24 protein-coding genes are annotated in these 25,978 nt (G+C 72.8%); 12 read left to right on the top strand and 12 right to left on the bottom strand.

The window, feature by feature from the left end; all coding sequences use genetic code 11:
- Positions 1-222: 222 nt before the first annotated feature.
- Both ACIG3E_RS17820 and ACIG3E_RS17815 read right to left on the bottom strand, forming a co-directional pair.
- Positions 223-885 (bottom strand): HAD-IA family hydrolase, encoded by a 663-nt coding sequence (locus ACIG3E_RS17820; RefSeq protein WP_399616849.1) that lies wholly within the window; start codon positions 883-885, stop codon positions 223-225.
- A 103-nt stretch (positions 886-988) separates the two neighbouring features.
- The gene (locus ACIG3E_RS17815) at positions 989-2,182 is read right to left on the bottom strand and encodes an EamA family transporter (protein ID WP_399616845.1); all 1,194 of its coding nucleotides are present in this window, start codon (positions 2,180-2,182) and stop codon (positions 989-991) included.
- Positions 2,183-2,207: 25 nt separating this feature from the next.
- Here ACIG3E_RS17815 and ACIG3E_RS17810 point away from each other — a divergent pair, with 25 nt between their 5' ends.
- The gene (locus ACIG3E_RS17810) at positions 2,208-2,948 is read left to right on the top strand and encodes a CGNR zinc finger domain-containing protein (protein WP_399616842.1); all 741 of its coding nucleotides are present in this window, start codon (positions 2,208-2,210) and stop codon (positions 2,946-2,948) included.
- A 7-nt stretch (positions 2,949-2,955) separates the two neighbouring features.
- Here the strand turns inward: ACIG3E_RS17810 and ACIG3E_RS17805 are convergent, their stop codons facing one another.
- The 5 genes from ACIG3E_RS17805 to ACIG3E_RS17785 all read right to left on the bottom strand — a co-directional run bounded on the left by ACIG3E_RS17805 (position 2,956) and on the right by ACIG3E_RS17785 (position 8,480).
- Positions 2,956-3,930: a hypothetical protein gene (locus ACIG3E_RS17805; RefSeq protein ID WP_399616840.1), complete on the bottom strand. Its 975-nt coding sequence runs from the start codon at positions 3,928-3,930 to the stop codon at positions 2,956-2,958.
- A 497-nt stretch (positions 3,931-4,427) separates the two neighbouring features.
- Complete coding sequence (locus tag ACIG3E_RS17800) at positions 4,428-5,024, bottom strand: dihydrofolate reductase family protein (RefSeq protein ID WP_399616837.1); 597 nt, start codon at positions 5,022-5,024, stop codon at positions 4,428-4,430.
- A 56-nt stretch (positions 5,025-5,080) separates the two neighbouring features.
- On the bottom strand, positions 5,081-5,686 hold the full coding sequence (locus ACIG3E_RS17795) for a GNAT family N-acetyltransferase (protein WP_399616834.1): 606 nt from the start codon (positions 5,684-5,686) through the stop codon (positions 5,081-5,083).
- A 181-nt stretch (positions 5,687-5,867) separates the two neighbouring features.
- Positions 5,868-6,944 (bottom strand): family 2 encapsulin nanocompartment cargo protein polyprenyl transferase, encoded by a 1,077-nt coding sequence (locus tag ACIG3E_RS17790; RefSeq protein ID WP_399616831.1) that lies wholly within the window; start codon positions 6,942-6,944, stop codon positions 5,868-5,870.
- A 129-nt stretch (positions 6,945-7,073) separates the two neighbouring features.
- Positions 7,074-8,480, bottom strand: a complete 1,407-nt coding sequence (locus ACIG3E_RS17785) for a family 2B encapsulin nanocompartment shell protein (RefSeq protein ID WP_399616828.1) — start codon at positions 8,478-8,480, stop codon at positions 7,074-7,076.
- Positions 8,481-8,710: 230 nt separating this feature from the next.
- On the opposite strand from ACIG3E_RS17785, the gene ACIG3E_RS17780 reads away from it, so the two are divergent.
- The 4 genes from ACIG3E_RS17780 (at position 8,711) to ACIG3E_RS17765 (ending at position 13,346) form a co-directional block, all read left to right on the top strand.
- Positions 8,711-11,308, top strand: coding sequence for a phosphatidylglycerol lysyltransferase domain-containing protein (locus ACIG3E_RS17780; protein ID WP_399616825.1), 2,598 nt, complete (start codon positions 8,711-8,713; stop codon positions 11,306-11,308).
- Between the two features lie 84 nt (positions 11,309-11,392).
- Positions 11,393-11,626 (top strand): hypothetical protein, encoded by a 234-nt coding sequence (locus ACIG3E_RS17775; RefSeq protein ID WP_242722809.1) that lies wholly within the window; start codon positions 11,393-11,395, stop codon positions 11,624-11,626.
- 162 nt (positions 11,627-11,788) lie between these two features.
- Positions 11,789-12,379: an N-acetylmuramoyl-L-alanine amidase gene (locus ACIG3E_RS17770; protein ID WP_399616821.1), complete on the top strand. Its 591-nt coding sequence runs from the start codon at positions 11,789-11,791 to the stop codon at positions 12,377-12,379.
- 31 nt (positions 12,380-12,410) lie between these two features.
- Positions 12,411-13,346, top strand: a complete 936-nt coding sequence (locus ACIG3E_RS17765; RefSeq protein ID WP_399616819.1) for a 1-aminocyclopropane-1-carboxylate deaminase/D-cysteine desulfhydrase — start codon at positions 12,411-12,413, stop codon at positions 13,344-13,346.
- Here ACIG3E_RS17765 and ACIG3E_RS17760 read toward each other — a convergent pair.
- Positions 13,325-14,923, bottom strand: a complete 1,599-nt coding sequence (locus ACIG3E_RS17760; protein ID WP_399616817.1) for a Na+/H+ antiporter — start codon at positions 14,921-14,923, stop codon at positions 13,325-13,327. The two genes, ACIG3E_RS17765 and ACIG3E_RS17760, sit on opposite strands and share 22 nt — an antisense overlap.
- Before the next feature lie 45 nt (positions 14,924-14,968).
- Between ACIG3E_RS17760 and ACIG3E_RS17755 the strand changes: the two genes are divergently transcribed.
- The 3 genes from ACIG3E_RS17755 (at position 14,969) to ACIG3E_RS17745 (ending at position 17,064) form a co-directional block, all read left to right on the top strand.
- Positions 14,969-15,229, top strand: coding sequence for a UBP-type zinc finger domain-containing protein (locus tag ACIG3E_RS17755; protein WP_399616815.1), 261 nt, complete (start codon positions 14,969-14,971; stop codon positions 15,227-15,229).
- A gap of 243 nt (positions 15,230-15,472) precedes the next feature.
- Positions 15,473-15,886, top strand: coding sequence for an anti-sigma regulatory factor (locus ACIG3E_RS17750; protein WP_138961726.1), 414 nt, complete (start codon positions 15,473-15,475; stop codon positions 15,884-15,886).
- Entirely contained in the window at positions 15,883-17,064 is a 1,182-nt protein-coding gene (locus ACIG3E_RS17745; RefSeq protein ID WP_399616812.1) for an RNA polymerase sigma factor SigF, read from the top strand. The genes ACIG3E_RS17750 and ACIG3E_RS17745 overlap by 4 nt, the downstream gene beginning before the upstream one ends.
- 69 nt (positions 17,065-17,133) lie before the next feature.
- On the opposite strand, the gene ACIG3E_RS17740 is transcribed toward ACIG3E_RS17745, so the two are convergent.
- Positions 17,134-17,586, bottom strand: coding sequence for a hypothetical protein (locus ACIG3E_RS17740; protein ID WP_138961724.1), 453 nt, complete (start codon positions 17,584-17,586; stop codon positions 17,134-17,136).
- A 104-nt stretch (positions 17,587-17,690) separates the two neighbouring features.
- Here ACIG3E_RS17740 and ACIG3E_RS17735 point away from each other — a divergent pair, with 104 nt between their 5' ends.
- On the top strand, positions 17,691-18,659 hold the full coding sequence (locus tag ACIG3E_RS17735; RefSeq protein WP_399616810.1) for a diacylglycerol/lipid kinase family protein: 969 nt from the start codon (positions 17,691-17,693) through the stop codon (positions 18,657-18,659).
- Between the two features lie 320 nt (positions 18,660-18,979).
- Positions 18,980-19,237 (top strand): WhiB family transcriptional regulator, encoded by a 258-nt coding sequence (locus tag ACIG3E_RS17730; protein WP_003992873.1) that lies wholly within the window; start codon positions 18,980-18,982, stop codon positions 19,235-19,237.
- Positions 19,238-19,468: 231 nt separating this feature from the next.
- Here the strand turns inward: ACIG3E_RS17730 and ACIG3E_RS17725 are convergent, their stop codons facing one another.
- Together ACIG3E_RS17725 and ACIG3E_RS17720 are read right to left on the bottom strand one after the other, a co-directional pair.
- A complete protein-coding gene (locus tag ACIG3E_RS17725) occupies positions 19,469-20,935 on the bottom strand; it encodes a sensor histidine kinase (protein ID WP_399617790.1) in 1,467 nt (488 codons plus the stop codon).
- Positions 20,936-21,378: 443 nt separating this feature from the next.
- The gene (locus tag ACIG3E_RS17720; RefSeq protein ID WP_399616808.1) at positions 21,379-21,996 is read right to left on the bottom strand and encodes a TetR/AcrR family transcriptional regulator; all 618 of its coding nucleotides are present in this window, start codon (positions 21,994-21,996) and stop codon (positions 21,379-21,381) included.
- A gap of 95 nt (positions 21,997-22,091) precedes the next feature.
- Between ACIG3E_RS17720 and ACIG3E_RS17715 the strand changes: the two genes are divergently transcribed.
- Positions 22,092-22,958 carry an SDR family oxidoreductase gene (locus ACIG3E_RS17715; protein ID WP_399616805.1) on the top strand — a complete coding sequence of 289 codons (867 nt, stop codon included), beginning with the start codon at positions 22,092-22,094 and terminating at the stop codon, positions 22,956-22,958.
- Positions 22,959-23,024: 66 nt separating this feature from the next.
- Here ACIG3E_RS17715 and ACIG3E_RS17710 read toward each other — a convergent pair whose 3' ends face one another.
- Positions 23,025-24,095, bottom strand: coding sequence for an SIS domain-containing protein (locus ACIG3E_RS17710; RefSeq protein ID WP_399616802.1), 1,071 nt, complete (start codon positions 24,093-24,095; stop codon positions 23,025-23,027).
- Between the two features lie 920 nt (positions 24,096-25,015).
- Between ACIG3E_RS17710 and nagB the strand changes: the two genes are divergently transcribed.
- Positions 25,016-25,801: a glucosamine-6-phosphate deaminase gene (gene nagB, locus ACIG3E_RS17705; RefSeq protein WP_399616799.1), complete on the top strand. Its 786-nt coding sequence runs from the start codon at positions 25,016-25,018 to the stop codon at positions 25,799-25,801.
- The last annotated feature ends 177 nt before the right edge of the window (positions 25,802-25,978 follow it).

The following is a 25,978-nucleotide window of genomic DNA, read 5'->3' as shown; positions in this document are numbered from 1 at the left end:
CGCCACGCGGCGGCGCCGACCAGAAGATCACGAAGCGGTACGTCCACGGTATCGATCCCCGCCCGAATGTGACATGGACCTGCGTGTGATGTGGAGGACAGACAGATGGACGCGCGTATGCCCCACCCGGACCGGAAAACCGGATGGCCCCGCTCCGGCGGACGGGCCTGGTGAGGGGGCCGCCGCGCGCGGCGGCGGGCGACACGGGGTGGGGCGCCCGGGTCAGCCGAGCAGCGGTGCGAGGGCCGCCCGCAGGTCGTCCGGCCCGCGGTACAGCACGCCCTTCATCCCGAGCGCGGTCGCCGCGGCCACGTTCTCCTCGCGGTCGTCCACGAACAGGCAGCGCGTGACGGCGGCTCCGACGCGGTCGGCGGCCAGTTCGTAGATCCGCCGGTCGGGCTTGGCCAGGCCGAGCGCGGCGCTGCCGACGACGTCGTCCACCAGGGCGGTCAGGCCGAGCCGCGCCAGGTCGTCGTCCAGCCAGGGCGTGGCGTTGGTGACGATCGACACCGGTACGTGGGCGCGGGCGCGGCCCAGCAGGTCCACGACCGTCCGGTCGGCCCAGAACGCCGACTCGGCCAGCGCGAGCCCCAGTTCGTGGCCGCGCGCCGCGTCGAGCCCCCGGCGTTCGGCGAGCCCGGCGGCGATCGCCGCCACCCACTCGTCCTTGCCGATCCGGCCGAGCATCAGCGGCAGATCGGTCTCGGGCGCGAAGGCGATCTCGGCGGTGGCCCCCTCGGGCAGCCCGGCCACGCGCTCAAGCTCCGTGAGGCGGGACATGTCGTAGAAGCGGATGACGCCGTCGAGATCGGTGAGCACGGCGTCGAAGGGGCGGGGGCGCGCGGGGTCGGCCGGGCGTATGAGGCCTGCCTGGGCGTCGGTCACCGGATGAGGCCTTCGAGTCGGGTCATGGGCCCATCATGCACACGGCCCCACCGACCGGTGAGCCCGTACGCGCGAGGGGCCCGGCCCCGCAACCGCCCCGGCCTCACTCCTGAGCACCACGGCCTTCGCTTGCGGCGGGGCGGCCTCCGGCCTCGGCACCACGGCCTCCGCTCCTGGCGGAGCGGCCTCCGGCGTCGGTGGCGCGGCCTCTGGCTTCCGTGGCGCGACCCTCGCTCCGGGCGGGGCGGCGGACGACCTCGGCGCGGTCATCGCCCGTCGCGGCACGGCCTCCGGCCTCGGTGGCGCGGCCTCCAGCTTCCGTGGCACGGCCCCCGGCGTCCGTGGCACGGCCCTCGCTCCGGGCCGGGCGGCGGACGACCTCGGCGCGGCCTTCGCCCGCCACGGCACGGCCTCCGGCCTCGGTGACGCGGCCCTCGCCCCTGGCCGTGCGGCCCCCGTCCCCCGACCACACCGCCCACGCGCAGGCCACCACCACGAGCGCCACCGCCCCGCACTGCCGGGCGTTCAGCCGCTCCCCGAGCGCGGCGAAGCCGACGGCCGCGCCCGCCGCGGGCCCGAGGGCCAGCAGGACGCCGAAGGCGCGGACGCCGATGCGACGCAGGGCGAGCAGGTCCAGCGAGTACGGGATCAGGGACGAGAGGAGCGCGACGAGGAGGCCGGTGGCGAGGACGCCCGGGTGCCGGGCGACGGCCGCGCCGTCGGTGAACGCCGCGACCGGCACCAGGAGCAGCGCGCCCACCGCCAGCGCCACCGTGAGCCCGGACCAGTCCGGGAAGAGCCGCCCCACGCGCCGGTTGAGCACCACGTACGCGGCCCGGCAACCCGCGGCGAGCGCGCCGAGCGCGAGCCCCGCGACCGGCAGCGCCCCGCCCGGCGCCGCGAGCAGCAGGACCCCCGCGAGGGCGAGGAGCCCCGCGCACAGCTGGGCCGGGCTGCGCGAGAGCACCAGGGCGAGCAGGAGCGGCCCGAGCAGTTCGAGGGTGGCGGCGACCCCGAGCGGCAGCTTCCCGATGGCCTGGAAGTACGCCGTGTTCATGGCAGCGAGCACCACGCCGAGCCCCACGGCGGCCCACCACCGCTCGGCCGTGAACCGCCGGGGCCGGGGCCGCACCACGCACCCCAGCACGAGGGCCGCGAACCCGAGCCGCATGCCCGCGAGAGCGGTCGGGCTCACCTGCCCGTACGCGGCCTTGGCGACCGCCGCGCCCGCCTGGAGGCTGACCACCTGCGCGAGCACCAGACCAAGGGCGCCGCGCGCGGCGCGAGTGTTCCCCATGGGCCCAGCGTGATGTCATGCCCTTATGCATTTCAACCATTACGGAGGCGAGGCCGCACTGCTCGCCGCGGACCTGGTGAACGCGTATGCGGGCCCGGGCGGCGCGGGCCCGGGCGGCGCGGGCCCGGGCGGCGCGAACCCGAGCGGCGCGAACCCGAGCGGCGCGGAGCTGGGTGGCGTGAGCCCGAGCAGCACGGGCCCCAGCAGCGCGGATCTGGGCGACGCAGGTCCGGATGGAGCAGGTCCGGGTGGCGCGGAGCCGGGCGACGCCAGCCCCGGCGACGCGGGGCCGAGAAGCGCAGCCCCCGGCGCCACGGCCCCGGCCGACGACCTGTCCGTCCTGCTTGCCGCGCACGGCGTCGTGGAGCACGCGCTCGGCCCCGCGCAGCGGCGGGACCTCCGCGCCTGGGCCCTCCGCCTCGCCGACTGCTTCGGCCCGCAGGACCTCGCGGAGCGCTGCGCCCGCGTCAACCGGCTCCTCGAAGAGGCGTCGAGCCGCCCGTACATCGCCCTGCACGACGGCACCCCGCACTTCCACTACAGCGCGCCCGGCGCCGACCCCGCGGCCCACGTCCGCGCCCTGACGGCGGCCGGTCTCGCGTACATCGTGTGCCACGCGGACGCGCGCCGCCTGGGCCGCTGCGCCCGCGCGGGCTGCGGCCGCGCCTTCGTGGACACCTCGCGCGCGGGTCGCCGCGCGTACTGCTCGGTGCGGTGTGCCAACAACGACGCGGTGGCCAGGCACCGGGCGCGCCGCCCGCGGTGACCGGCCGCTAGGCGAGTGCTCTCCGCACCGCCGCCCGCACCCGGTCCAGGTCAGCACGGACCTCGTCGTACGACGCCTTGTGCCGGGATATGTCGTACCGCTGCTTCTCGGCGGCCACGGTCCACCACACTCCCGCCGTGTTGTGCTCGCGCTTGCACTCGATGTCGGCGACGGCCGTGGCGCGCTCCCGGGGCGTGTGCCCGGTCCGCCCGTCGCCGCCGCGCCGCCACGCCTTGTCCCGGAAGGCGGCTTCCGGGCTGGCGTAGCGGGCGAAGCCCTTGTCCTCGACGCAGTCGGCCCAGACGTCGAGGGCACGTCGCATCCGCCGGTCCTTGGCGACGGCCTTGTCGAGAGCCGCGCGGCGCTTCGTGACGTACCAGGTCATGCGCGGCTCGTCCTTGACGTCGGCCCACAGCTGCCGCGCGCCGCGCTGGGAGCAGCCGCCGCTCGGCACCTTCCGGCCGTTGACCTTGAAACCGCCGCCGCTCGGGCCTGGGCCCACGCCGCGAAGGACCGCGTACTCGTCCTGTGTGACCAGGCGCCCCTTCGAGAGTCGCCGCTCGCGGTACTCCTTCAGGGCGTCGCCATCCACGCCGTACCCCAGACGCCGGGCCCGGTCCAGGTCGAGCGAGCCGGTGAGCGTGGTCGAGATGACCGCCCCGACGGCGACGCTGCCCAGGGTGGCATCGCGCTCGCGCCAGTGCAGGGGGAAGTCGGCGAAGCCGTAGGACTTCATGCAGACTTGGGTGAGGCGCAGGGTGGCGGCCTCCTGTCGGTCGTAGTCGCGCCGACTGAACTCGTAGCGGTCCAGCGGGAGTTCCGGAAGGTCACGCTCCGAGTCGACCTCGGGTGCTCCGGACAGCCGAGCGCCACGGGCCGACGCTCCGGCCCCGTCCCGGCCGTCGCCTCCGCCCCCACACCCGGCGAGGACCGCCACCGCCACGAGCACGGCGGCCCACCGCTTCCCCCACGTGACCTTCATGCCAAAGACCTTATCGGCGACCACTGACAATCGGCCGTCCGCGCAGGTCAGTTGGGGTGCGGCAGCTAGTTGTGGACCCAGCGGCCCCACCGGATTTCCCGGGGGCCGACGGCTCAGGCGCCGGGGTCCGGTTCCGTCTCCACGACCGACTTGGTGTCGGCCCCGGCGTCCCCGGGCGCCCGAGGGCGCGCCTTCTGCGGGGGAGCGCCCCGCCGCCTGCCCTTGTGGCCGCGTCGGCCCCGGTCCTCGGACTGTTCCTCGGTGACGCACGCGTCACACGCGGGGTTGTGGCACGGGGCCGGTCCCCAAACGGGGACGAAGACCCCGAGCACTTTGCGCCGCTTGACGGCCGTGCCGACCTGCCGTCCACAGCTGGGGCAAGCGTGCTCACCCTCGGGACGCGGGACGGACCGGCTCCCATCAGTGCCCATAAAGCCAGGATATGGCGATGTACGAGGGTCGCACAGCCTGAGGGACTCCTGCTTGCGGCTGGAGGGTCACCCGTCCGCGGGTCGGCGCGCGTAGGTCCGCACGACGACTCCGTTGCCGAAGACCCGGCACGAGGTCAGGGCGAAGCCGCTGACGGCGGACTCCACGCCCGCGAACATCGGCATGCCGGAGCCGAGCAGCACCGGATACGTCTTCAGAACGAGCTCGTCGATCTCGTCGCGCAGCAGGCCCGCGAGCTGCGAGCCTCCGCACAGCCAGATGTCGAGGTCGCTGTCCTCGGCCTTGAGTTCGCGGACCTTGCCGATGAGGTCATCGGCGATGACCTGCACGTTCGGGTCGGGCGCCGTGCCCAGGCTGCGCGAGGCGACGTACTCGCGCAGATGCGCGTACGGGCTGGGGATGCCCTCGTCCAGGCCGACCTGGTAGGTGTTCATGCCTTGGATGACGGTGTCGAACTTCTGGTTCGGCACTCCGTCGAAGCCGAGGACGCGACGACCGGCGACGGAGATCGTCTCCGGATACTCCGTCTTCAGGAACTCCAGGAACTCCTCGTCCACGTACGCCATGTAGGAGTTGGCGTCTCCACTCGGGTCACCGATGAAACCGTCGATCGAGACGGCGACGAAGTAGGTGAGCTTGCGCAAGCCAGAACCTTTCCAAGACGGCGGGTGAGCGCTCACGGAGGGCCGCTTCCGTAGGTTCAGGAGGCCTTCGGCTCGCGCCACATGGGCCACATCGTGGGCCCGTCCGGGAGGTCGAGCGCCTCCCCCAGATCGGTGAAGCCGAGGCGCAGATACAGCGCGCGGCTGCGCGCGTTGCTCGCCTCCAGGTACGCGTGCAGCCCGTCGCGGTCGCACCGTTCGAGTACGGAGGTGACGAGCGCCGTGCCGAGCCCCTGCCCCTGCCGGTCGGGCCGCACGGCGATCATGTGCAGATACTGGTGCGGCCGGTCGGTCGGATGGATGTCGGACGTCAACTGGCCGATCACCTCCACCCGTTCGTTCGCCGGGTCGACGGCCTCCCGGAGCCGCGCGGGCCCGTCCTCGGGCGCGCCGTCCCCGTGTCCCGCGCCCGCGGGAACCGACCACCACAGCGCCACCGCCGAGCCGTCCTCGGCGATGTCCACGTACCCCTCCGCGAACGCGAGATCGAGGAAGGCGCTCATCAGCGCGCCGTGCCTGCTCCGCCGACGCTCCTCGTCCGGGAACAGCCAGCTGCTCACCGGGTCCCGGTGGAACGACTCGTTCATCAGCCGGACGACGTCCGCCCGGTCACGCTCGACCGCTCTCCGTATCGCCACGCCCACGACCCCACCCCTTCACCGTCAACTCCTCCCCCCGCGCTGCCGGTTGCAGCCTAAGTGATCGTTTCGTACGGGGCGACGCGGCGGTACGGCGGTCCGAACGCCCGGCGGGCGGGGGGCCGCGGGCCGCATGGCGCGGCACGACGGACCCCCACCCACCGGGCACCCCCCCTCGGACCGGTCGTCAGTGGGATCGGCGGGTGACGAACTCCGCGAGCGTCAGCAGACCCCCCGCCCGCTCGGGGTCCGGGACCGCGCGGGCGACCTCCTGCAGCGCCCGGGACATCCGGTCGGCGGCCTGCGCCTGCGCCCAGTCCCGCCCTCCGGCGCCCTCGACCGCGCGGGCCATCCGGTCCAGGTCTCCCGCCCGCGCCCTCCGGCCGTACAGTGCGGCCAGAGCGGCGCCGTCCGGGGTGCCGGAGGCGAGCGCGGCGACCACCGGCAGCGACCTCCTGCGGGCCGCCAGGTCCGCCCACACGGGCCTGCCCGTCCGTGCGGGATCCCCCCAGATCCCGATCACGTCGTCGATGAGCCGGAAGGCGAGCCCGGCCTGCCTCCCGAACCCGTCGAGGGCATCGGCGGTCTCCACGCTCGCGCCCGCGTACACGGCCCCGATCGCGCAGGCGCAGCCGAGGAGCGCCCCGGTCCTGGCCTCGGCCAGGGCGAGGCACTCGGCGAGCGAGACCTCCCCGGGGGCACGCCGCTCCAGGGCGCAGTCCGCCTGCTGCCCGGCGCACAGCTCCACGACGCAGGCGGCCAGGCGGGCGGCCGCCACCGGGGCCCGCGGGTGGGGGTCCTCGGCGAGCAGCCGCTGTGCCAGGGCCTGGAGCGCGTCCCCCGCGAGGATCGCGTCGGCGTCGCCGAACACGGTCCACACGGTGGGGCGCTGTCTGCGGGTGGCGCCCCGGTCTGTCACGTCGTCGTGCAGCAGCGTGAAGTGGTGAGTCAACTCCACGGCTGCCGCCGCCCGGACGGCCGCGCGCGGATCGCCGCCCAGCGCCCGCACCGCGGCCAGGACGAGCGCGGGCCGGATGGCCTTGCCCGCGTCTCCCGTCGCGGGCGTGCCGTCCGCGCGCTCCCAGCCGAAGTGGTAGAGCGCGACGCGGCGCATCGAACCGGGCAGCGACTCGACGGCACGGCGCAGCTCCGGGTCGACGCACCCGCGGGCCACGGCGAGGAGGTCCGCCGCCTCGCCCCCTTCCGGAGGGCCGTGGCTCCGGGGTGCCCGCACGCGTTCCGTCACGTCCGTGGTGTCCGTCATGGACCTACTCCGGCGTGGAGGCGGACGGTGGCCGGTCCTTGGTCTCCGGGCGCGTGCGGGACGGGTGCGCCCGGCGCCGCTGCAAGGGACACGGACGGCGGCCCTGTCGCCACGGGCAGGGGCGGCGGGTCACCTCCAGCGGCCGATCTCGACGTTCTCCAAGACGCCGAGGGCGTCCGGGACCAGGACGGCGGCGGAGTAGTACGTCGAGACCAGGTAGGAGATGATCGCCTGCTCGCTGATGCCCATGAAGCGCACGGACAGGCTCGGCTCGATCTCGTCCGGGATGCCCGCCTGGTGCAGCCCGATGACGCCCTGCTCGTCCTCGCCCGTACGCATGCAGATGATCGAGGAGGTGCGGGCCTCGGTCACCGGGATCTTGTTGCACGGGAAGATCGGCACACCGCGCCAGGTGGGGATGCGGTGTCCGGACATGTCGATGGTCTCCGGGACGAGCCCGCGCTTGTTGCACTCGCGGCCGAACGCGGCGATCGCCCGGGGGTGGGCGAGGAACAGCTTGGATCCACGCCTGCGGCTGAGCAGTTCGTCCAGGTCGTCCGGGCTGGGTACGCCGTCGTGCGGCTGGATCCGCTGGTCGTACTCGCAGTTGTTGAGCAGTCCGAACTCGCGGTTGTTGATGAGCTCGTGCTCCTGGCGCTCCTTCAGCGCCTCCACGGTGAGGCGCAGCTGCTCCTCGGTCTGGTTCATCGGCTGGTTGTAGAGGTCCGCCACGCGCGTGTGGATGCGCAGGACCGTCTGGGCGACGCTCAGTTCGTACTCGCGCGGCCGCGCCTCGTAGTCCACGTAGGTGCCGGGCAGGACGGCCTCGCCGACGTGGCCCGCGGACAGGTCGATGGCCGCCTCTCCGTAGTCGTTGGTGCGCTGGGAGGGAATGGACCGCAGCCCCTGGAGGTGGGTGCGCAGGGCGTCGGAGCGCTCCGCGACCTGCTCCAGGTCCTGGCGCGGGAGCACGAGGACCGTGCACGCGGTCACCGCGCGGACGGTGTACTCCCAGATGGACTCCGCGTCAATCAGCGCGTGGTCACCGAAGTAGGCGCCGTCGGCAAGGGTGGCGAGGACCGTGTCGTCGCCATAGGGGCCGGTGCCGATCTGCTCGACCCGGCCGTGAGCCAGCAGGAACACCTCGTCCGCCTGGCTGCCGAAGGACGCGAGGACCGAGCCGGCCTCGAACTCCCGCTGCTGGCAGCGCTGTGCCAGCTCCGCGAGCACGTCCTGGTCCTCGAAGTCCCGCAGCACCGGCAGCTCGCCGAGCTCGGCCGGGATGACCTCGACCCGGTCCCCGGTCTTGATGAACGTGACCCGGCCGTCACCGACCGAGTAACTCGTCCTTCGGTTCACTCGGTACGTGCCGCCCTGCACCTGGACCCAGGGCAGCATCCGCAGCAGCCAGCGCGAGCTGATCTCCTGCATCTGCGGCGCGGACTTGGTGGTGGTGGCCAGATTCCGCGCGGCAGAAGTGCCGAGACTCTGCTGCGGCCTGCCTTCGTCCGTACGGATCTCTTCGCCTACCGACATGGACAATGCCCTCCCGATCCAGTAATGGCGTGCGTTCGTCAGCCTTTCAGCACGGCGAGTACGGGCGCCATTACACAAACGAGCGGGAATGGATCGGGGTGGACGGGGCACGCTGCCGTTTACCAGGTGCGATCCTTCGTACGTTCGTCCAAGGTCGGTGTCGGGGCGTTACTCACCCGTTCGGCTCAGCCCCGGATGTGCCCGCGGCGGCCTCCTGATGCGCTCGGTGAATGAGCACCCCCGAGGGCCCGGCGGGCGCCGCCGCCACGGAGCCGGCGCCGCGGCCACCGCTCGCGCCGCCGGGCGAGCGGGGGACCCTGCGCTGGTTGCGCGCCGCCAAACGCGCCTTCGCGCCGGTGAGCCACGCGCCCGTGACGGTGTTCCTCGTCGTGGCCCTGTGGGCCGTCGGTCTGTTCACCGGCAGCCTCGGCGGAGGGCCCGCTGACAGGCTGCTTTCCGATGTCGGCGTGGGCGTGCCCGCGCTCGCCGACGGCCGCTGGTGGACGCCCCTCACCTCGATCCTGTGGTGCTCGGGAATCGGCAACTACGTGGGGTCCACACTGCTGTTGCTGCTGATCGGCCCGGCCACCGAGGTCCGTTTGGGCTCCGTGCCCACCGCCGTGCTCCTCGTCGTCGGCCAGGTGCTCGGCTCGCTGCTCGGCACCGGCGCGGTCAAGGTCGGCGAGCTGGCGGACGACGACTGGCCGACCGCGCTCGCCCAGGAGCTCACCGCGACACCGGGCATCGCGGCCTGCGCGGTAGGCGCCTTCCTGAGCTTCCGGCTCAGCGCCCTGTGGCGGCGCAGGCTCCAGCTCGCGCTGATCGTGTTCCCGCTGATGCTCGCCCTCTACGTAGGACACCTCCAGGACGTGCTGCGGTTCGCGGGCACGGTCGTGGGCCTCGCCCTGGGCGCGCTCGCGCACCGGGACGCGCACCGGCTGCGCGTCCCCCACGCCTCGCACACCGAGGGCCGCGTCCTGGTGGCCCTCGTCGTCGCGGCCTCGGCCCTCGGCCCCCTGATCGCCACCCTCTACAGGGACGCGCTCGGCCCCTTCGACGTGCTCGACCTGTACGTCTCCGGAGGGCCGGGCCCGCAGGAGATCGCCGACGCCTGTGCCGGGCGCGGCCCCGACTGCGACCGCGTGCGCGCCCAGGACCACTTCTACGGCTCTCCGGCGATGCTCATGGGCGTCGCCATCCCCCTGCTGCTCCTCGTCCTCGCCGAAGGACTGCGCCGCGGGCTGCGGCCCGCCTGGCGGATCGCGGTGGCCGCGCACCTGGTGTGGCTGGGCCTCATGGCGTACCTCCTGAGCGACATCACCGCGCACCCCGGCCACTACGTCCTCGAAGGGAGCGACGCCGCCGACCGGAAGGCGGCGATGGTCCAGGCGGTGGTCGAGCAGGCGCTGCTCCCGCTGTTCGTGCTGGTGCTGCTCTTGGGGACCCGCCGACGCTTCGACCAGCGCCTCGGCCGCACCGCCGTGACGACGCTGACCGGGGTCATCGGCGGGACGCTGCTGCTCTGCTGCGCCGCCTACGTAGGCATCGGCTACGCGGTGCGCGACCAGTTCACCCCGGACGCCACCTTCGGGCGGCTCGTCGCGGGACTGCCCGCGCAGTTCCTGCCGCCCAGCTACGAACCGCTGTTCTTCAGGGGCAGCTCCCCGGTGCCGGTCGGCGGCACGGCACTGACCCTGTACGAGTACTGCGGCGTGGTCTTCTGGGCGGTCGCCCTGGTCGCCCTCTTCGTGGCGTTCCGACGGCCTTCGGTACACCACGACGCGGGCGCGGCGGCACGCGCGCGTGCCCTGCTTACCACGCAGGGCGGTGGCACGTTGTCGTACCTGGCGATGTGGGACGGCAACGACTACTGGTTCACCGACGACGGCAGGGCCGCGGTCGCCTACCGGGTGCGGTCCACGGTCGCGCTCACCACGGGTGACCCGTTCGGTGTGCCCTCCGCGCGCGGGGACGCGGTCGAGGGGTTCGCCGCCTTCTGCGACGAGCACGGCCTGACCCCGTGCTTCTACAGCGTCACCGCCACCACCAAGGCCCGCACGGACGCGTTCGGCTGGAGCGCGGTGCAGGTCGCCGAGGACACCGTCGTACCGCTGCCGGGCCTCACGTTCACCGGGAAGAAGTGGCAGGACGTGCGCACCGCCCTGAACAAGGCCAAGAAGCAGGGCATCACCGCCGAGTGGCACGTCTTCCCCGAGGCGCCCCTGGACCTCACGGACCAGATCCGCTCGATCTCCGAGGAGTGGGTCGCCGACAAGGGGCTGCCGGAGATGGGCTTCACGCTCGGGGGCCTCGCCGAACTCGACGATCCGCACGTGCGCTGTCTCCTGGCGGTCGACGAGGACCGCACGGTGCACGGCGTGACGAGCTGGATGCCCGTCCATGGAGCAAACGGGGCATACGATTCAGGCCAACCCGTGGGATGGACCCTTGACTTCATGCGGAGGCGGTCGGACGGGTTCCGGGGTGTGATGGAGTTCTTGATCGCGTCCGCCGCACTGGGGTTCCAGGAGGAAGGAGCCCAGTTCCTGAGCCTGTCGGGCGCTCCGCTCGCCCGCGCCGACGCCGCAAAGCCCACCGCCGCGCTGCAACGGCTCCTCGACCACGCGGGCCGCGCCCTGGAGCCCGTATACGGCTTCCGCTCCCTGCTCCACTTCAAGGCCAAGTTCCAGCCCGAGTACCACCCGATGTACATGTGCTACCCCGATCCCGCGGCGCTCCCGAGCATCACGCGCGCGATCGGCAAGGCATATCTGCCGCACCTGTCGGCAGCCCAAGGAGTCCGTCTGATGCGCAAGCTGGCCGCGTAGGACGGTGGGAGGGGAACTGCAAGATCCGCGCGCTCGTTGCACCACACGTACGCAGCGAGCGCACCAACCGTCAGGAGAAAGCACATGGCAGGCTTCCTGGACCGCGCAAGAGAACAGGTGCAGCAGGGGCTCAACCAAGGCAAGCAGAAGATCGACGAGGTCCAGGCCCAGCGCGCGGGCAACGACCTCTTGAAGCAGCTCGGCGCGGCGTACTACGCGGAGCGCCGCGGCAGCGGCACCCCCGACGCCACCCAGCAGGCCCTCACGGCCCTGGAGGCCCATATCGCGACCCACGGCGACGGCTTCCTGCGCGCCTGATCGTCTTCCGCGTAGAGCGGCGTCTCCGTAGCTGACCGAATCAGCTCGCACAGTGGCCCGAACAGCCGCCGAACAGGTAGTTCGGGCCTCTGCTGTTCGGTACAAGCTGCGTACGAGGCGGACCGCGACGGGCGGCCGTCGCGTTCCCCGAAGGAGGCGGCCATGGCCACACCCATGTCCGCGAACAGATTCCTGGACGCACTGCGCGACGAAGGCGTCACAGTCGTCGAAGTTGGCGACTGGCGCACGCACAACCGCAACCACAAGGGCCCCTGGGGGCCGGTGCACGGCGTGATGATCCACCACACGGTGACGTCCGGCGCCGAGAAGACCGTACGGATCTGCCGCGAGGGCTACGAGGGCCTGCCGGGCCCCCTGTGCCACGGCGTCATCACCAAGGACGGCACCGTCCACCTCATCGGCTACGGCCGCGCCAACCACGCGGGCCTCGGCGATGACGACGTGCTGCGCGCCGTCATCGCCGAGAAGGCCCTGCCTCCGGACAACGAGGCCAACACGGACGGCAACCGCCACTTCTACGGCTTCGAGTGCGAGAACCTCGGCGACGGCGAGGACCCCTGGACCGAGGCTCAGCTGGAGGCCGTCGAAAGGGTCTCCGCGGCGATCTGCCGCCACCACGAGTGGACGGCCCGCTCGGTCATCGGGCACCTGGAGTGGCAGCCTGGAAAGATAGACCCCAAGGGCTTCACGATGGACGCGATGCGGGCCCGCATCCACGAGCGTCTGAAGTAACCCCGAGGAGAGGCAGAGGGACAATGGCGGGGTGCCGCCCACCCCGCCCGCCCTCACGCCCCGGCTGCCCACCCCCCTCCAGCCGGTCACCGACCCCCGCTTCGCCGCGCACGGCGTCCGCCTCCTCCTCAAGCGCGACGACCGGATCCACCCGGCCCTGCCGGGCAACAAGTACCGCAAGCTCGTCCTGAACCTGGAGCGGGCGCGGACGGCGGGCCACGACACCCTGCTGACCTTCGGCGGGGCCTACTCCAACCATCTGCGGGCCACGGCCGCCGCGGGCCGACTGCTCGGCTTCGCCACCGTCGGCGTCGTCCGCGGCGAGGAGCTGGCGGGCCGCCCCCTCAACGCGTCACTCGCCCAGTGCGCGGCCGACGGCATGCGGCTGCACTTCGTCGACAGGTCGACGTACCGACGCAAGCACGAGCCCGCCGTCCTGGCCGCCCTCCAGCGCGCGACCGCCACGCAGGAGGCGTACGTCATCCCCGAAGGCGGCAGCAACGCCCTCGCCGTGCACGGTTGCGCGGCTCTGGGCGCGGAGCTGCGCGGGCACACGGACGTCGCGGCCGTGGCCTGCGGCACCGGCGGCACCCTCGCGGGCCTGGCGGCGGGCCTCGCCCCGGGGCAGCGCGCCCTCGGCATACCCGTCCTCAAGGGCGGCTTCCTGGGCGAGGAGATACGGCGGCTCCAGGACGCCGCCCTCGGCTCCCCCACACCCAACTGGAGCCTCGACGAGCGCTTCCACTGCGGCGGCTACGCCCGGGTCACCGACGCCCTCACCGCCTTCGCCGACGACTTCGAGGACCGGCACGGCCTCCCCGTGGAGCGCGTCTACGTGGCCAAGCTCCTGTACGCGCTGACCGCCCTCTCCGAAGAGGGCGCCTTCGCCCCCGGGACCACGGTCACGGCCGTCGTCACCGGCACGCCGCCCGTGCCGGGCCCGGCTCACTCCTCGACCTCCCGATAGGCCGCGGCCTCCTCCAGGTCCAGCTTCCGCAGCAGCGTCCGCAACAGCTCGTCGTCGATGCGCCGCTCGTCCCGCAGCCGGACGAACACCTCGCGCTCGGCGGCGATGGCCTCGCGCGCGAGCCTGCGATAGGTGTCGTCCGCGGTCTCGCCCGTCACGGGGTTGGGCTGGCCGAGCCGCTCCCACACGGAGTTGCGGCGCCGTTCCAGAACCGTGCGCAGACGGTCCTGGAGGGGCCCTGGGAGGCGGTTGCGCTCGTCCGCCATCAGTTCGTCCAGACGGGCCTCCGCGGCCTGTGAGGCGGCGTTCTGCGCCTGTGCCTCGGCGAGCGTCTGCGCCCGCGCGTCGGGGCCGGGCAGCCGCAGCACCCGGATCAGCCACGGCAGCGAGAGCCCCTGCACCACGAGGGTGCCGATGACGGTCGTGAAGGTCAGGAAGAGCACCAGGTTGCGGGCGGGGAAGGGCTCGCCGTCGTCCATGACGAGCGGGATGGAGAACGCGATCGCCAGCGACACGACACCTCGCATCCCGGCCCAGCTGACGACCAGCGGGCGCCGCCAGTCCGTCTCGCTCTCGCGCTCCCTGATCCGCGGCGACACCAGACGCGGCAGGTACGTCGCCGGATAGGACCACGCGAAGCGCACCACCACCACGAGGACGAAGACCCCCAGGGCGTACCAGACGGCCTGCCCCACGCTGTACTCCCCGAGGTCCCTGAGGACGATCGGGAGCTGGAGGCCGATGAGCGCGAACACCGCCGACTCCAGGAGGAAGCCGACGACCCGCCACACCGCGGCCTCCTGGAGCCGCGTCTCGAAGTCGACCTGCCAGGAGCGGTGCCCCAAGTAGAGGGCCACCACGACCACGGCGAGCACTCCGGAGGCGTGCACCTGCTCCGCGACGGCGTACGCCACGAAGGGGATGAGCAGCGACAGCGTGTTCTGCAGGAGCGCTTCCTTCAGGTGGGTGCGCAGCCAGTGGATCGGCACCATCAGAAGGAGGCCGACGCCGACGCCGCCCACCGCGGCCACCAGGAACTCCCGGATGCCGCCCGCCCAGCTCGCACCCTCGCCGACGGCCGCCGCGAGCGCCACCTTGTAGGCGGTGATCGCGGTCGCGTCGTTCACCAGGGACTCGCCCTGGAGGATCGTGGTGATGCGCGAGGGCAGCCCCACCCGCCGCGCGATCGCGGTGGCGGCGACGGCGTCCGGCGGCGCGATCACCGCCCCGAGGACGAGCGCGGCGGTCAGCGGAAGATCGGGGATCAGCAGGTACGCGAGCCAGCCGACGACGACCGTCGCGAACAGAACGTAACCGACGGACAGCAGCGCCACGGGCCGCACGTTGGCCCGCAGGTCCAGATACGAGCTCTCCAGGGCGGCCGTGTGCAACAGCGGCGGCAGCACGAGAGGCAGCACGATGTGCGGATCGAGGTGGTAGTCCGGCACCCCGGGCAGATAGGCCGCGATCAGTCCGACGCCCACCAGGAGCAGCGGTGCGGGCACCGGGGTGCGGCGCGCCGCACCCGCTACGGCGGCGCTCGCCGCGATCAACGCCACCAGTGGCAGTACGTCCATGGCAAGGCCCTCCGCCGTCCGCTCGCCCGTCGTAACCTGGCCATCATGAACGAGTGTCCGCACGTCAGCGCGCTGCCCCACCCCGAACCCGAGCCGCTGGGCGCAACCTGCCCGGAGTGCCTCGCGGCGGGCAGCCACCCCGTGCAACTGCGGCTGTGCCTGACGTGCGGGCACGTGGGGTGCTGCGACTCCTCCCCCTTCCAGCACGCGACGGCGCACTTCAAGGAGACCGGTCACCCCGTGATGCGGTCCTTCGAGCCGGGTGAAAGCTGGCGTTGGTGCTTTGTCGACGGTTCGATCGTCTGAGGCCTGGGTACGTCAACCCGACGCTCGTTCTTTCCAATTGGGCCCGCGAAACCCCTAGCCACTGTCCGTACCCGTAGGCTTACTATGAGTGACAGCAACGGGGCGGGGCCCCGGGACACGGAACTGAGCAGCGCGGTAGCGTCACCGCTGAAAGACGAGGTGCGTTACCCGAGTGACGCAGTCCGGGCCGCCGGAGAGCGGCCCCGGAGCCCCGAAAGTGCTTGTACCACCTTGGAGGTGAGGGTGTCCCAGATCGCAGGCGAGCCCGGGAATCAGGACTTCGTAGAGGTCCGCCTTCCGGCTGCGGGTGCCTACCTGTCGGTGCTGCGTACGGCCACGGCCGGCCTCGCGGCGCGCTTGGACTTCACCCTGGACGAGATCGAGGACCTCCGCATCGCGGTCGACGAGGCCTGCGCGATCCTGCTCCAGCAGGCCGTGCCCGGCTCCGTGCTCAGCTGCGTCTTCCGGCTCGTCGACGACTCGTTGGAGGTGACCGTGTCGGCCCCCACCACCGACGGCCGCGCTCCGGAGCGGGACACCTTCGCCTGGACTGTGCTCTCGGCCCTCGCGGGCAAGGTCGACTCCTCGGTCGGCGACGACAAAACCGTTTCGATCAGCCTCTACAAACAACGCGGCGCGGGACCCGGGCCGGCGTGAGGAACGGGGACGGGCCGGTGCGGGACGAAGAGCGCGGAACACCCGGCAAACACGGCACCCACGGCCTGCCCGGCCGCGGCAGGGGCGGCACGCGCCCGGTCGCGGGGCGCGGCGGTCCTACGGAGCCGGGGCCTGCCCCCGGAGGCATCCCCGAGCAGCAGGCGAGGCCCCACCCGCAGGACCCGGAGCAGCCGGGTCCGCTGACAGTGGCCGAGAAGACAGCGATGCCGGATGAGGCAGAGCCGACCGCCGAGGACGGGCTCCACGGGCCGTCCGGCCCGGGCGGGGGGCGAAAGGACCGAGTAGGCGCCGCACGCAGGGGGTCCCCCCGGGCGTCCAGCACTGGGGGCGCGACCCCAGAAGGGCGGCGGCTGGTGACGGGCGGGACGATGAGCGAGCACGAGCAGCACAGCCGGCACGATCCACAGGACCGCAGCGGCGCGCGGGCGATGTTCGTGGAACTGCGCGAGCTGACGGACGGCAGCCCGGAGTACGCGGAGCTGCGCAACCGGCTGGTCCGCATGCACCTGCCCCTCGTGGAGCACCTGGCCCGCCGCTTCCGCAACCGCGGCGAACCCCTGGACGACCTGACGCAGGTCGCCACGATCGGCCTGATCAAGTCCGTGGACCGCTTCGACCCGGACCGCGGCGTGGAGTTCTCGACGTACGCGACGCCGACGGTCGTCGGCGAGATCAAGCGCCACTTCCGCGACAAGGGCTGGGCCGTGCGCGTCCCGCGGCGGCTGCAGGAGCTGCGCCTGGCCCTGACGACGGCGACGGCCGAGCTCTCCCAGCTGCACGGCCGCTCCCCCACCGTGCACGAGCTGGCCGAGAAGCTGGCGATCTCCGAGGAGGAGGTCCTGGAGGGCCTGGAGTCGGCCAACGCGTACTCCACGCTGTCCCTGGACGTCCCGGACACGGACGACGAGTCCCCGGCCGTCGCGGACACCCTCGGCGCCGAGGACGAGGCCCTGGAGGGCGTCGAGTACCGCGAGTCCCTCAAGCCGCTCCTGGAGGACCTGCCGCCCCGGGAGAAGCGGATCCTGCTCCTGCGCTTCTTCGGCAACATGACGCAGTCGCAGATCGCCCAGGAGGTCGGCATCTCCCAGATGCACGTCTCCCGGCTGCTCGCCCGCACCCTGGCTCAGCTGCGGGAGAAGCTCCTCGTGGAGGAGTGACCGTCCCCGCGCGCGGGGACGCGCCGCACGCGGGGGCCGCGGCTCACCGCCCCGGCGAGGGGGCCGTGGCTACTTGCCGTCTTCCTGTACGGAGCCGGGCCCGCCGATGCCCAGCGCCTCGGTCGCCGCGGGGTTCACGAGGAGGACGAGCGTGGCGATCGCGATCGCCGCGAGCGCGATGCCGCCCGGGATCATCGCGCTGTCGGCCTGCAGCAGCTGCCAGGCCACCGGTAGCGCCATGATCTGCGTGATGATCGCGGGCCCCCGGGCCCACCGGCGCAGCCGCAGCAGGCCGCGCGCGGCGATCAGCGGCAGCAGCGCGAGGACGATCAGTGTGACCCCGCCGGTCGTGGCCTGCCGCGGGTTGTCGGGATCGCCCGCCAGGCCCATCACGAGCATGTACGCACCGCCGACGACGAGGGCCAGGCCCTCCAGCGCGGCGAGCGCCGCGGCGGCCGTCAGGCGCCCGGGACGCGGCCCTGTTTCCGGGGCTTCAGGGGTGGTCTTCGGCTCAGTGCTCACGCATCGAGGGTAGCCGCGGGCGGCGCCGAGGCGGGCACCGTGGGTGAGGCCCGGGCGAGACCTCGGTCTGGGCCGGGTAAAGACCGCTAGGTAGTCTGCTGCGCATGCGTGCTCTCCTCGTGGTCAATCCGGCGGCTACTACCACCAGTGCGCGCACGCGTGACGTACTGATCCACGCGCTGGCGAGCGAGATGAAGCTGGAAGCGGTGACTACGGAGTACCGCGGTCACGCCCGCGACCTCGGTCGGCAGGCCGCGGAGAGCGAGGACATCGAGCTGGTCGTCGCCCTCGGCGGCGACGGCACCGTCAACGAAGTCGTCAACGGTCTCCTGCACAACGGCCCCTCTCCGGAGGACCTGCCCCGCCTGGCCGTCGTCCCCGGGGGCTCGACCAATGTGTTCGCGCGCGCCCTGGGGCTGCCGAACGACGCCGTGGAGGCGACCGGCGCCATCCTGGACGCACTGCGTGAGGGAAGCGAACGGACGGTGAGCCTCGGCCGGGTCTCGGGCACTCCGGGGACCGAGGACGAGGCGGTCCCGGCGCGCTGGTTCACCTTCGCGGCCGGGCTCGGCTTCGACGCGGGCGTGGTCGGCCGCGTCGAACAGCACCGCGAGCGAGGCAAGAAATCGACGCACGCCCTTTACGTGCGCCAGGTGGTACGCCAGTTCCTCGGCGAGAGCGACCGCCGACACGGGGCGATCACCCTGGAGCGGGCGGGCGAGGAGCCGGTGACGGACCTCGTGATGTCCATAGTCTGCAACACCTCCCCCTGGTCCTACCTGGGCAATCGCCCCCTGTACGCCTCCCCGAAGGCGTCGTTCGACACCGGTCTCGACGTCCTCGGACTGAAGCGCCTTTCGACCGCTTCGGTGGCCCGTTACGGCGCCCAGCTGCTGCGCTCGACCCCCGAGCGGGGACCGCACGGGAAGAACGCGGTCTCGCTGCACGACCTGACGGACTTCACCTTGCATTCGAAGGCGCCTCTGCCCCTCCAGATGGACGGCGACCACCTGGGGCTGCGGACGAGCGTGACGTTCACAGGCGTACGCCGCGCACTGCGTGTGATTGTGTGAGTGGAAGGGCCTAAAGTCCTTTCACTCGAACGTTTAGGCCAGGATCCACCCCATGGAAGTACGGCTGTGACCCAGTCGACACTAAGGAATCAAAAAAAACTTTCCGGAAGGGGTTGTATCCGCCGCCGAGGTTTGCGAATCTCTAGGTGGCGATCGGGACGGCCCGCAACACCGGCCTCTACAGACCGCCAGAACCCCTCCTCTCACCACAAGGTCCACACCAGGCAACTGGGAGTCGGCCCTTCCCGCGCGGAGGGATTCGTGAAAGCGTTCACATTCACAAGCACCCTGCATGTAAGACCCAAGGAGAGGTAGCAGCCATGGACTGGCGTCACAACGCCGTTTGCCGCGAGGAAGACCCCGAGCTGTTCTTCCCCATCGGCAACACCGGTCCTGCGCTGCTGCAGATCGAGGAAGCCAAGGCCGTCTGCCGTCGCTGCCCTGTCATTGAGCAGTGCCTGCAGTGGGCGCTCGAGTCCGGCCAGGACTCCGGCGTCTGGGGTGGCCTCAGCGAGGACGAGCGCCGCGCGATGAAGCGCCGCGCCGCCCGCAACCGGGCGCGCCAGGCCAGCGCCTGACGCCCACGCCCCACGAGCCTGAGCCCGGCGGCGCGTACAGCGCGTACGCACCCCCCGCCCCCGAGCCGCAGCCGCGCAGTACCCCCGGTGCGCATCGCAACGTGAACGAGAAGCCCCGGACCCACACGGTCCGGGGCTTCTCGCTGTGCGCGCGGGCCGGGATTCCCGCCGCGCGCGGTGTCGGCTTCCGCAGTGGCGCTCCTTCGGGGGCTTTGCCGATGGGCCCCGGCGTCACTTGTCGGCGCGTACCGGAAGGTCCAGGACGACGCGCGTACCGCGCTCCGGGGCGCGGACCATGTCGAACGTGCCGCCCAGTTCGCCCTCGACAAGGGTGCGGACGATTTGCAGACCGAGATTGCCCGCACGATGCGGATCGAAGCCTTCCGGCAGGCCGACGCCATCGTCCTGGACGGTGATCAGCAGGCGGGCCTCCTTGGTGGTGCCGCCGCGCACCGCGGACACCTCGACGGTGCCGGTGTCGCCCTCGCGGAAACCGTGCTCCAGGGCGTTCTGCAGGACCTCGGTGAGGACCATCGACAGCGGAGTGGCGACCTCGGCGTCGAGGATGCCGAAGCGGCCCGTGCGGCGGCCCGTCACCTTGCCGGGCGAGATCTCCGCGACCATCGCGAGCACGCGGTCGGCGATGTCGTCGAACTCCACGCGCTCGTCCAGGTTCTGCGAGAGCGTCTCGTGGACGATGGCGATGGAGCCCACGCGGCGGACCGCCTCTTCGAGCGCCTCGCGGCCCGAGACGGAGTCGATGCGGCGCGCCTGGAGGCGCAGCAGGGCCGCGACCGTCTGGAGGTTGTTCTTCACCCGGTGGTGGATCTCCCGGATGGTGGCGTCCTTGGTGATCAACTCACGCTCGCGGCGGCGCAGTTCGGTGACGTCCCGCAGGAGCACGAGCGAACCGATGCGCGGGCCCTTGGGCTTGAGCGGGATGGCGCGCAGCTGGATCACGCCGTCGCCGCCCTCGATCTCGAACTCGCGGGGCGCCCAGCCGCTGGCGAGCTTGATCAGCGCCTCGTCCACCGGCCCCCGGGAGGGGGCGAGTTCGGCGGTCGCCTTGCCGAGGTGATGGCCCACGAGGTCGGCGGCGAGACCGAGGCGGTGGTACGCGGACAGGGCGTTCGGCGACGCGTACTGCACGATGCCGTCCGCGTCGAGGCGGATGAGACCGTCCCCCACGCGCGGGGAGGCGTCCATGTCGACCTGCTGGTCGGGGAACGGGAAGGAGCCCGCCGCGATCATCTGCGCCAGGTCGGAGGCCGACTGGAGGTAGGTGAGCTCCAGGCGTGAAGGGGTGCGCACCGTCAGCAGGTTGGTGTTGCGGGCGATGACCCCGAGGACGCGCCCTTCCCTGCGTACGGGGATGGACTCGACCCGCACGGGGACTTCCTCGCGCCACTCCGGGTCGCCCTCGCGCACGATGCGGCCCTCGTCGAGGGCGGCGTCCAGGAGCGGGCGGCGGCCGCGCGGGACGAGGTGGCCCACCATGTCGTCCTGGTAGGAGGTGGGGCCGGTGTTGGGCCGCATCTGCGCCACGGAGACATAGCGGGTGCCGTCGCGTGTGGGGACCCACAGGACGAGGTCGGCGAAGGACAGGTCGGAGAGCAGCTGCCACTCCGAGACCAGCAGGTGCAGCCACTCGAGGTCGGAGTCGCCGAGGGCTGTGTGCTGGCGTACGAGGTCGTTCATGGAGGGCACGTGTGCGAGCGTACCTGGCGGTCCGGGCGGGGCCCGGGGTCCGCTCCCCCGCGCGCGGGAGGGCGGCAGGGGCCCCGACGGGCCGCGGCGCCAGGGCGGGACCCTCAACCCGTCCCCAACACCGCAGCCCTTTGGTGCATCGACAGCCGGACTGTGCGGTAGCGGCCGCCGATTCGGGAGAAGCCGACGCGGTCAGGGCAGAGAGCGCCGGTTCCTCGGTCACCGCTCTCCTGTGCGGGGAGGGCGGAGCTTGTACCCCGCATTGTGGACTAGACCATTCTCGTCTGTCTACGTACGGGGAGATGTTTGTTGCCGTGCCGCGCGTGGGGGCCTGGGGCACGCGGTCCCGGCATGCGGAACGCGCCGAGTCGGTACGCGGAGCCCGACGGCTCAGCGCGCGGAAGCCGCCGACTCAGCGCGTGGAGGCCGCCGACTCAGCGCGTGGAGGCCGCCGCCTCGGGCACCGGCCAGGCCCGCATCGCCAGCTCCGCGACGGCCTCCAGCTCCTCGCGGGTGGCGCCGTCCCTCGACTGCTGGGACAGGCCCTGCAGGACGGCGCCCACATAGCGGGCGAGCGCCGCCGTGTCCGTGTCCCGGGGCAGCTCGCCGCTCGCGACGGCCGCCTTGATGCGGTCCTCGAACGAGGCGACGTTCGCGTTGCGCTGGTCGCGCAGGGTCTGCTCGACCTCGGGCGTCGCGCAGTTGACCGCGGCGTGGATGACGAGGCAGCCGTGCGGATGCGTCGGGTCCGTGTACTCCGCGGCCGCCTCGCGCAGCATGCGCTCGACGCCCGCGCGGACCGTCGACTCCTCCTCCAGGGCACGGGCGCCGAAGGCTCCGTACGAGACGGCGTAGCGCTGGAGGACCTCGGCGAACAGGGTCCGCTTGTCGCCGAAGGCCGCGTACAGGCTGGGCGCGCCGATGCCGAGCTCGCGGGTCAGGTCGGACACGGACGTCGTCTCGTACCCCTGCTCCCAGAACGTGCGCAGGGCTTTCTCCAGGGCCGTCTCACGGTCGAAGGAGCGGGGCCTGCCTCGCTGTTTCGTCGCCATGGGAAAAATTCTATAGCGGGCGCTAGAAAAGAGGGAGGGAGATCGGGTACGGTCTTTATGTAGCGACCGCTAGAGAAAGAGGGGGGCGCCTGGTCATGGGTGCGCTGAAGGGGAACGAGACGGGGACGGGTCTCGGGGAGACGGCGCCGGGGGCGAGCGGACCGGCAGGCACACCGGCAGGCACACCGCCGGGCACACCGGCGGCGGGACGGCTCGCGGGAAGGACCGCGCTCGTCACGGGCGGCAGCCGGGGCATCGGGCGGGGGATCGCCGAGCGGCTCGGCCGGGACGGCGCCCGCGTCGCCGTGCACTACGGCAGCAACGCGGCGGCCGCGAAGGAGACGGTGGCGGCGATCGAGCGGGCGGGCGGCTCGGCGTTCGCGATCGGCGCGCGGCTGGGGACGCCGGGAGACGCTCAGGCGCTGTGGTCGGCGTTCGACGCGCACGCCGACGGCCTCGACATCCTGGTGAACAACGCGGGGATCGGCACGTCGCGCCCCTTCGCGGACACCGACGAGGCGGAGTTCGACCGGCTCTTCGCGGTGAACGCCAAGGCGCCGTACTTCATCACGCAGCTCGGCACGGAGCGCCTGCGCGACGGCGGCCGGATCATCAACATCTCGTCCGGCGTCTCCCGCGCCGCCGTCATGCCGGACATCATGACGTACGCGATGACGAAGGGCGCCCTGGACGTCTTCACCCGGAACCTGTCGAAGGTCCTCGGCCCCCGGGGCATCACGGTGAACTCGGTCGCCCCGGGCGTCGTGGACACGGACGTCAACGCCGCCTGGCTGCGCGGCGAGGAGAACAAGGAGGCGTGGGCGGGTGCGGCGGCGCTGTCCGCCCTCGGCAAGGTCGGCACCGTGGAGGACATAGCCGACGTGGTCGCCTTCCTCGCCTCGCCGGACGGCCGCTGGGTGACGGGCCAGTGGCTCGACGCCACGGGGGGCTCGCTGGCCTGAGCGGCTCCGGCTCCAGCCCCAGCAGCGGTCCCGACCCGGTCTCGGTCTCGGCGGGGCCTCGGGCAGTCAGCGGGTCTCCGTCACCTTCGCCAGCGCCCTCGGCGCGTCGGGGTCCTGGCCGCGGGCGATGGTGACCTCGTAGGCGAGGAGTTGCAGGGGGATGATCTCCAGGATCGGCTGAAGCTCCTCGGCCACGTCCTCCGTCGGCAGGACGAATCCGGCGGACGCCTGCTCGACCTGGGCCTTGGGGCCGATGACCACCAGGTCGGCACCACGGCCGCGCAGCCGGTCGAGGACGGGCTGGAGCGCCTCCCCTCCCCTGCCGTCGGTCACCACCGCGATGACCGGCGAGATGTTGTCGACCATGGCGAGGGGGCCGTGCAGGAGGTCGGCGCCGGAGTAGGCGAGGGCGGGGATGTAGCTGGTCTCCATCAGCTTCAGGGCGGCTTCCTTGGCGGTGGGGTAGCCGTAGCCGCGAGAGGTGATCACCATGCGTTCGGCGAAGCGGTAGCGCGCGGCGAGGGTGCGGATCTCCTCCTGGCGCGCCAGGAGGTCCGCCGCGAGGCCGGGCAGGGCGCGGGCCTGGCCGCCGTCGCTCCCGCGCAGGCCCTCGACGAAGAGGTACAGGGCGAGCAGGGACGCCGTGTAGGTCTTCGTCGCCGGGAGGGCCTTCTCCGGGCCCGCGAGGATGTCGATGTGGTGCTCGGAGACGGCCGCCAGGGGCGAGTCCGGGTTGTTCGTGACGGCGAGGGTGACGGCCCCGGCCTCGCGGGCGGCCTGGGTGGAGGCCACCAGGTCCGGGGAGCCGCCCGACTGGCTCACGGTGATGACGAGGACGTCCCGGAGATCGGGCTTGGCGCTGTAGGCCGTGGTGGTGGACATGGAGGTCAGCCCGCAGGGCAGGCCGAGACGGACTTCGAGGAGGTACTTGGCGTAGAGCGCGGCGTGGTCGGAGGTGCCGCGGGCGGTGAGCAGCACGAAGCGGGGGCGCTTCGCCGCGACCTCCTCGGCGGTCCGGCGGATCCCGGTAGCGCCGACGTCGAGGATGCGCCGCAGCACGTCGGGCTGCTCGGCCATCTCCCGGGACATGATGCGGCCCGGCTGCTCGCTGTACGGGGAGGAGGGGGGCACGGTCATGCGTACCACTCTGCTCGCTCCCGGCCGGGAGCGCTCCTTGTTCGGGGGCTCGGGCAGGTGCCCTGGGGCCGGGCGGGCTCGGTGGGCGCAGGGCGTGGCGCCCTGGGGTCTGGGGGGCTCCAGCCCTGGGGGGCTCGGGCAGGTGCCCCGGGGCCCGGCGGGCTCGGGCGAGCTCCGGTGGGCTTGGGGCGCGGCTCCCTCGGGCCCCGGGGTGGCCCTAGTCCGGGGGGGGGCGGCCCAGCAGCCCCCGGCACGCCGCCCTCGGGCCCCGGCGAGCTTCGGGCACGCTGCCCCGGGCTCCGGGCAGGGCTCGGGCTCCGCTACCCGCCGCGCCCCTGTGGGCTTCAGGTGCGCTGCCCGAAGCCCCGCGGGCGGACTTCGGTGGGCTTGGGGCGCCGCGCCCTCGGGGCCGGAGGGGGGCTCCAGTCCGGGAGGGGCGGCCCAGCAGCCCCCGGCACGCCGCCCTCGGGCCCCGGCGAGCTTCGGGCACGCAGCCCCGGGCTCCGGGCAGGGCTCGGGCTCCGCTACCGCCGCGCCCCTGTGGGCTTCAGGTGCGCTGCCCCGAGACCCCGAGGCCCCAGGGGCCCCGGTGGGCCTGGGACGCGAAGCCCTCGGCCCGGGTGGGCTCCAGGCAAGCCACCCCCGCCCGGACGGAGGGCCCGGCGGGCTTCAAGGTCCGGCGCCCTCGGCCCGGGCAGGTCCAGACAAGCCCCCCCGCCCGGACGGGCCCCGGCTCCGCCGAGCCCAGCCAAGGCGGTCCGCTCTCGCCCCGGGGCGTCCCCGAAGGCGGGCCCCGTTCGCCGGGCGTGGTGGGTGGGGAGCCGGAAGCATGGGTGTGAGAGGGCTGCGCTCCCTGGGGGCAGCTCTGCTAGATTGGTCTATACCACACCGTCCCCCTTCTCCAGATCGGCAGGCCCAGCGTGGAAGTTGTCATCGTCCCGGACGCCAAGGCAGGCGGCGAGCTCATCGCGGAGGCCATGGCCGCCCTGGTGCGCCGCAAGCCTGACGCCCTGCTCGGTGTCGCCACCGGCTCGACCCCGCTGCCCATCTACGAGGCCCTGGCCGCCAAGGTCCGCGGCGGTGCCGTGGACGTGGCGCGGGCGCGGATCTGCCAGCTCGACGAATACGTCGGGCTTCCGGTCGGGCACCCGGAGTCGTACCGCTCGGTGGTGCTCCGGGAGGTCGTCGAGCCGCTCGGTCTGAGCGAGTCGGCCTTCATGGGTCCTGACGGCAGCGCCGAGGACGTCCAGGGCGCCTGCGAGGCGTACGACCGCGCTCTCGCCGAGGCGGGCGGGGTGGACCTCCAGCTGCTCGGGATCGGCACGGACGGGCACATCGGGTTCAACGAGCCCTGCTCGTCGCTGGCCTCGCGGACGCGGATCAAGACCCTGACCGAGCAGACCCGCGTGGACAACGCGCGGTTCTTCGACGGGGACATCGACCAGGTCCCGCACCACGTCATCACGCAGGGCATCGGCACGATCCTGGAGGCGCGGCACCTGGTGCTGCTCGCGACGGGCGAGGGCAAGGCGGACGCCGTGGCGGCCACGGTCGAGGGGCCGGTGGCGTCCGTCGTGCCCGCGTCGGCGCTGCAGCTGCACCCGCACGCGACAGTCGTGGTGGACGAGGCCGCGGCGTCCAAGCTGAAGCTGGCGGAGTACTTCCGGCACACGTACGCCAACAAGCCCGCGTGGCAGGGGCTCTAGGCCTCGGTCCCGGACTCGCGTAAGGCGTGGGGGGGCCCCCCCCCCGGGGGGGGGGGGGGGCGGGGGGGGGGGGGGGGGGGGGGGGGGGGGCCGGGGGGGGGGGGGGGGGGGGGGGCCGGGGGGGGGGTCTTTGCGCGCTGAGTGTGGTGGTCGCTGTCGGACTGCGGCCACAGCCAG

It is taken from the genome of Streptomyces sp. NPDC053474 (assembly GCF_044544845.1).
Lineage (GTDB): Bacteria > Actinomycetota > Actinomycetes > Streptomycetales > Streptomycetaceae > Streptomyces.
Note: the sequence above shows the minus strand (reverse complement) of the source record. Positions and strands in the feature narration are given on the sequence as shown.

Coding starts and splice junctions, on each gene's coding strand:
- ACIG3E_RS17815 (WP_399616845.1), bottom strand. CDS start 2,182: ATGGGGAACACTCGCGCCGCGCGCGGCGCCCTTGGTCTGGTGCTCGCG.
- ACIG3E_RS17810 (WP_399616842.1), top strand. CDS start 2,208: ATGCATTTCAACCATTACGGAGGCGAGGCCGCACTGCTCGCCGCGGAC.
- ACIG3E_RS17805 (WP_399616840.1), bottom strand. CDS start 3,930: ATGAAGGTCACGTGGGGGAAGCGGTGGGCCGCCGTGCTCGTGGCGGTG.
- ACIG3E_RS17790 (WP_399616831.1), bottom strand. CDS start 6,944: ATGACGGACACCACGGACGTGACGGAACGCGTGCGGGCACCCCGGAGC.
- ACIG3E_RS17785 (WP_399616828.1), bottom strand. CDS start 8,480: ATGTCGGTAGGCGAAGAGATCCGTACGGACGAAGGCAGGCCGCAGCAG.
- ACIG3E_RS17780 (WP_399616825.1), top strand. CDS start 8,711: ATGAGCACCCCCGAGGGCCCGGCGGGCGCCGCCGCCACGGAGCCGGCG.
- ACIG3E_RS17775 (WP_242722809.1), top strand. CDS start 11,393: ATGGCAGGCTTCCTGGACCGCGCAAGAGAACAGGTGCAGCAGGGGCTC.
- ACIG3E_RS17770 (WP_399616821.1), top strand. CDS start 11,789: ATGGCCACACCCATGTCCGCGAACAGATTCCTGGACGCACTGCGCGAC.
- ACIG3E_RS17760 (WP_399616817.1), bottom strand. CDS start 14,923: ATGGACGTACTGCCACTGGTGGCGTTGATCGCGGCGAGCGCCGCCGTA.
- ACIG3E_RS17755 (WP_399616815.1), top strand. CDS start 14,969: ATGAACGAGTGTCCGCACGTCAGCGCGCTGCCCCACCCCGAACCCGAG.
- ACIG3E_RS17735 (WP_399616810.1), top strand. CDS start 17,691: ATGCGTGCTCTCCTCGTGGTCAATCCGGCGGCTACTACCACCAGTGCG.
- ACIG3E_RS17730 (WP_003992873.1), top strand. CDS start 18,980: ATGGACTGGCGTCACAACGCCGTTTGCCGCGAGGAAGACCCCGAGCTG.
- ACIG3E_RS17725 (WP_399617790.1), bottom strand. CDS start 20,935: ATGAACGACCTCGTACGCCAGCACACAGCCCTCGGCGACTCCGACCTC.
- ACIG3E_RS17720 (WP_399616808.1), bottom strand. CDS start 21,996: ATGGCGACGAAACAGCGAGGCAGGCCCCGCTCCTTCGACCGTGAGACG.
- ACIG3E_RS17715 (WP_399616805.1), top strand. CDS start 22,092: ATGGGTGCGCTGAAGGGGAACGAGACGGGGACGGGTCTCGGGGAGACG.
- ACIG3E_RS17710 (WP_399616802.1), bottom strand. CDS start 24,095: ATGACCGTGCCCCCCTCCTCCCCGTACAGCGAGCAGCCGGGCCGCATC.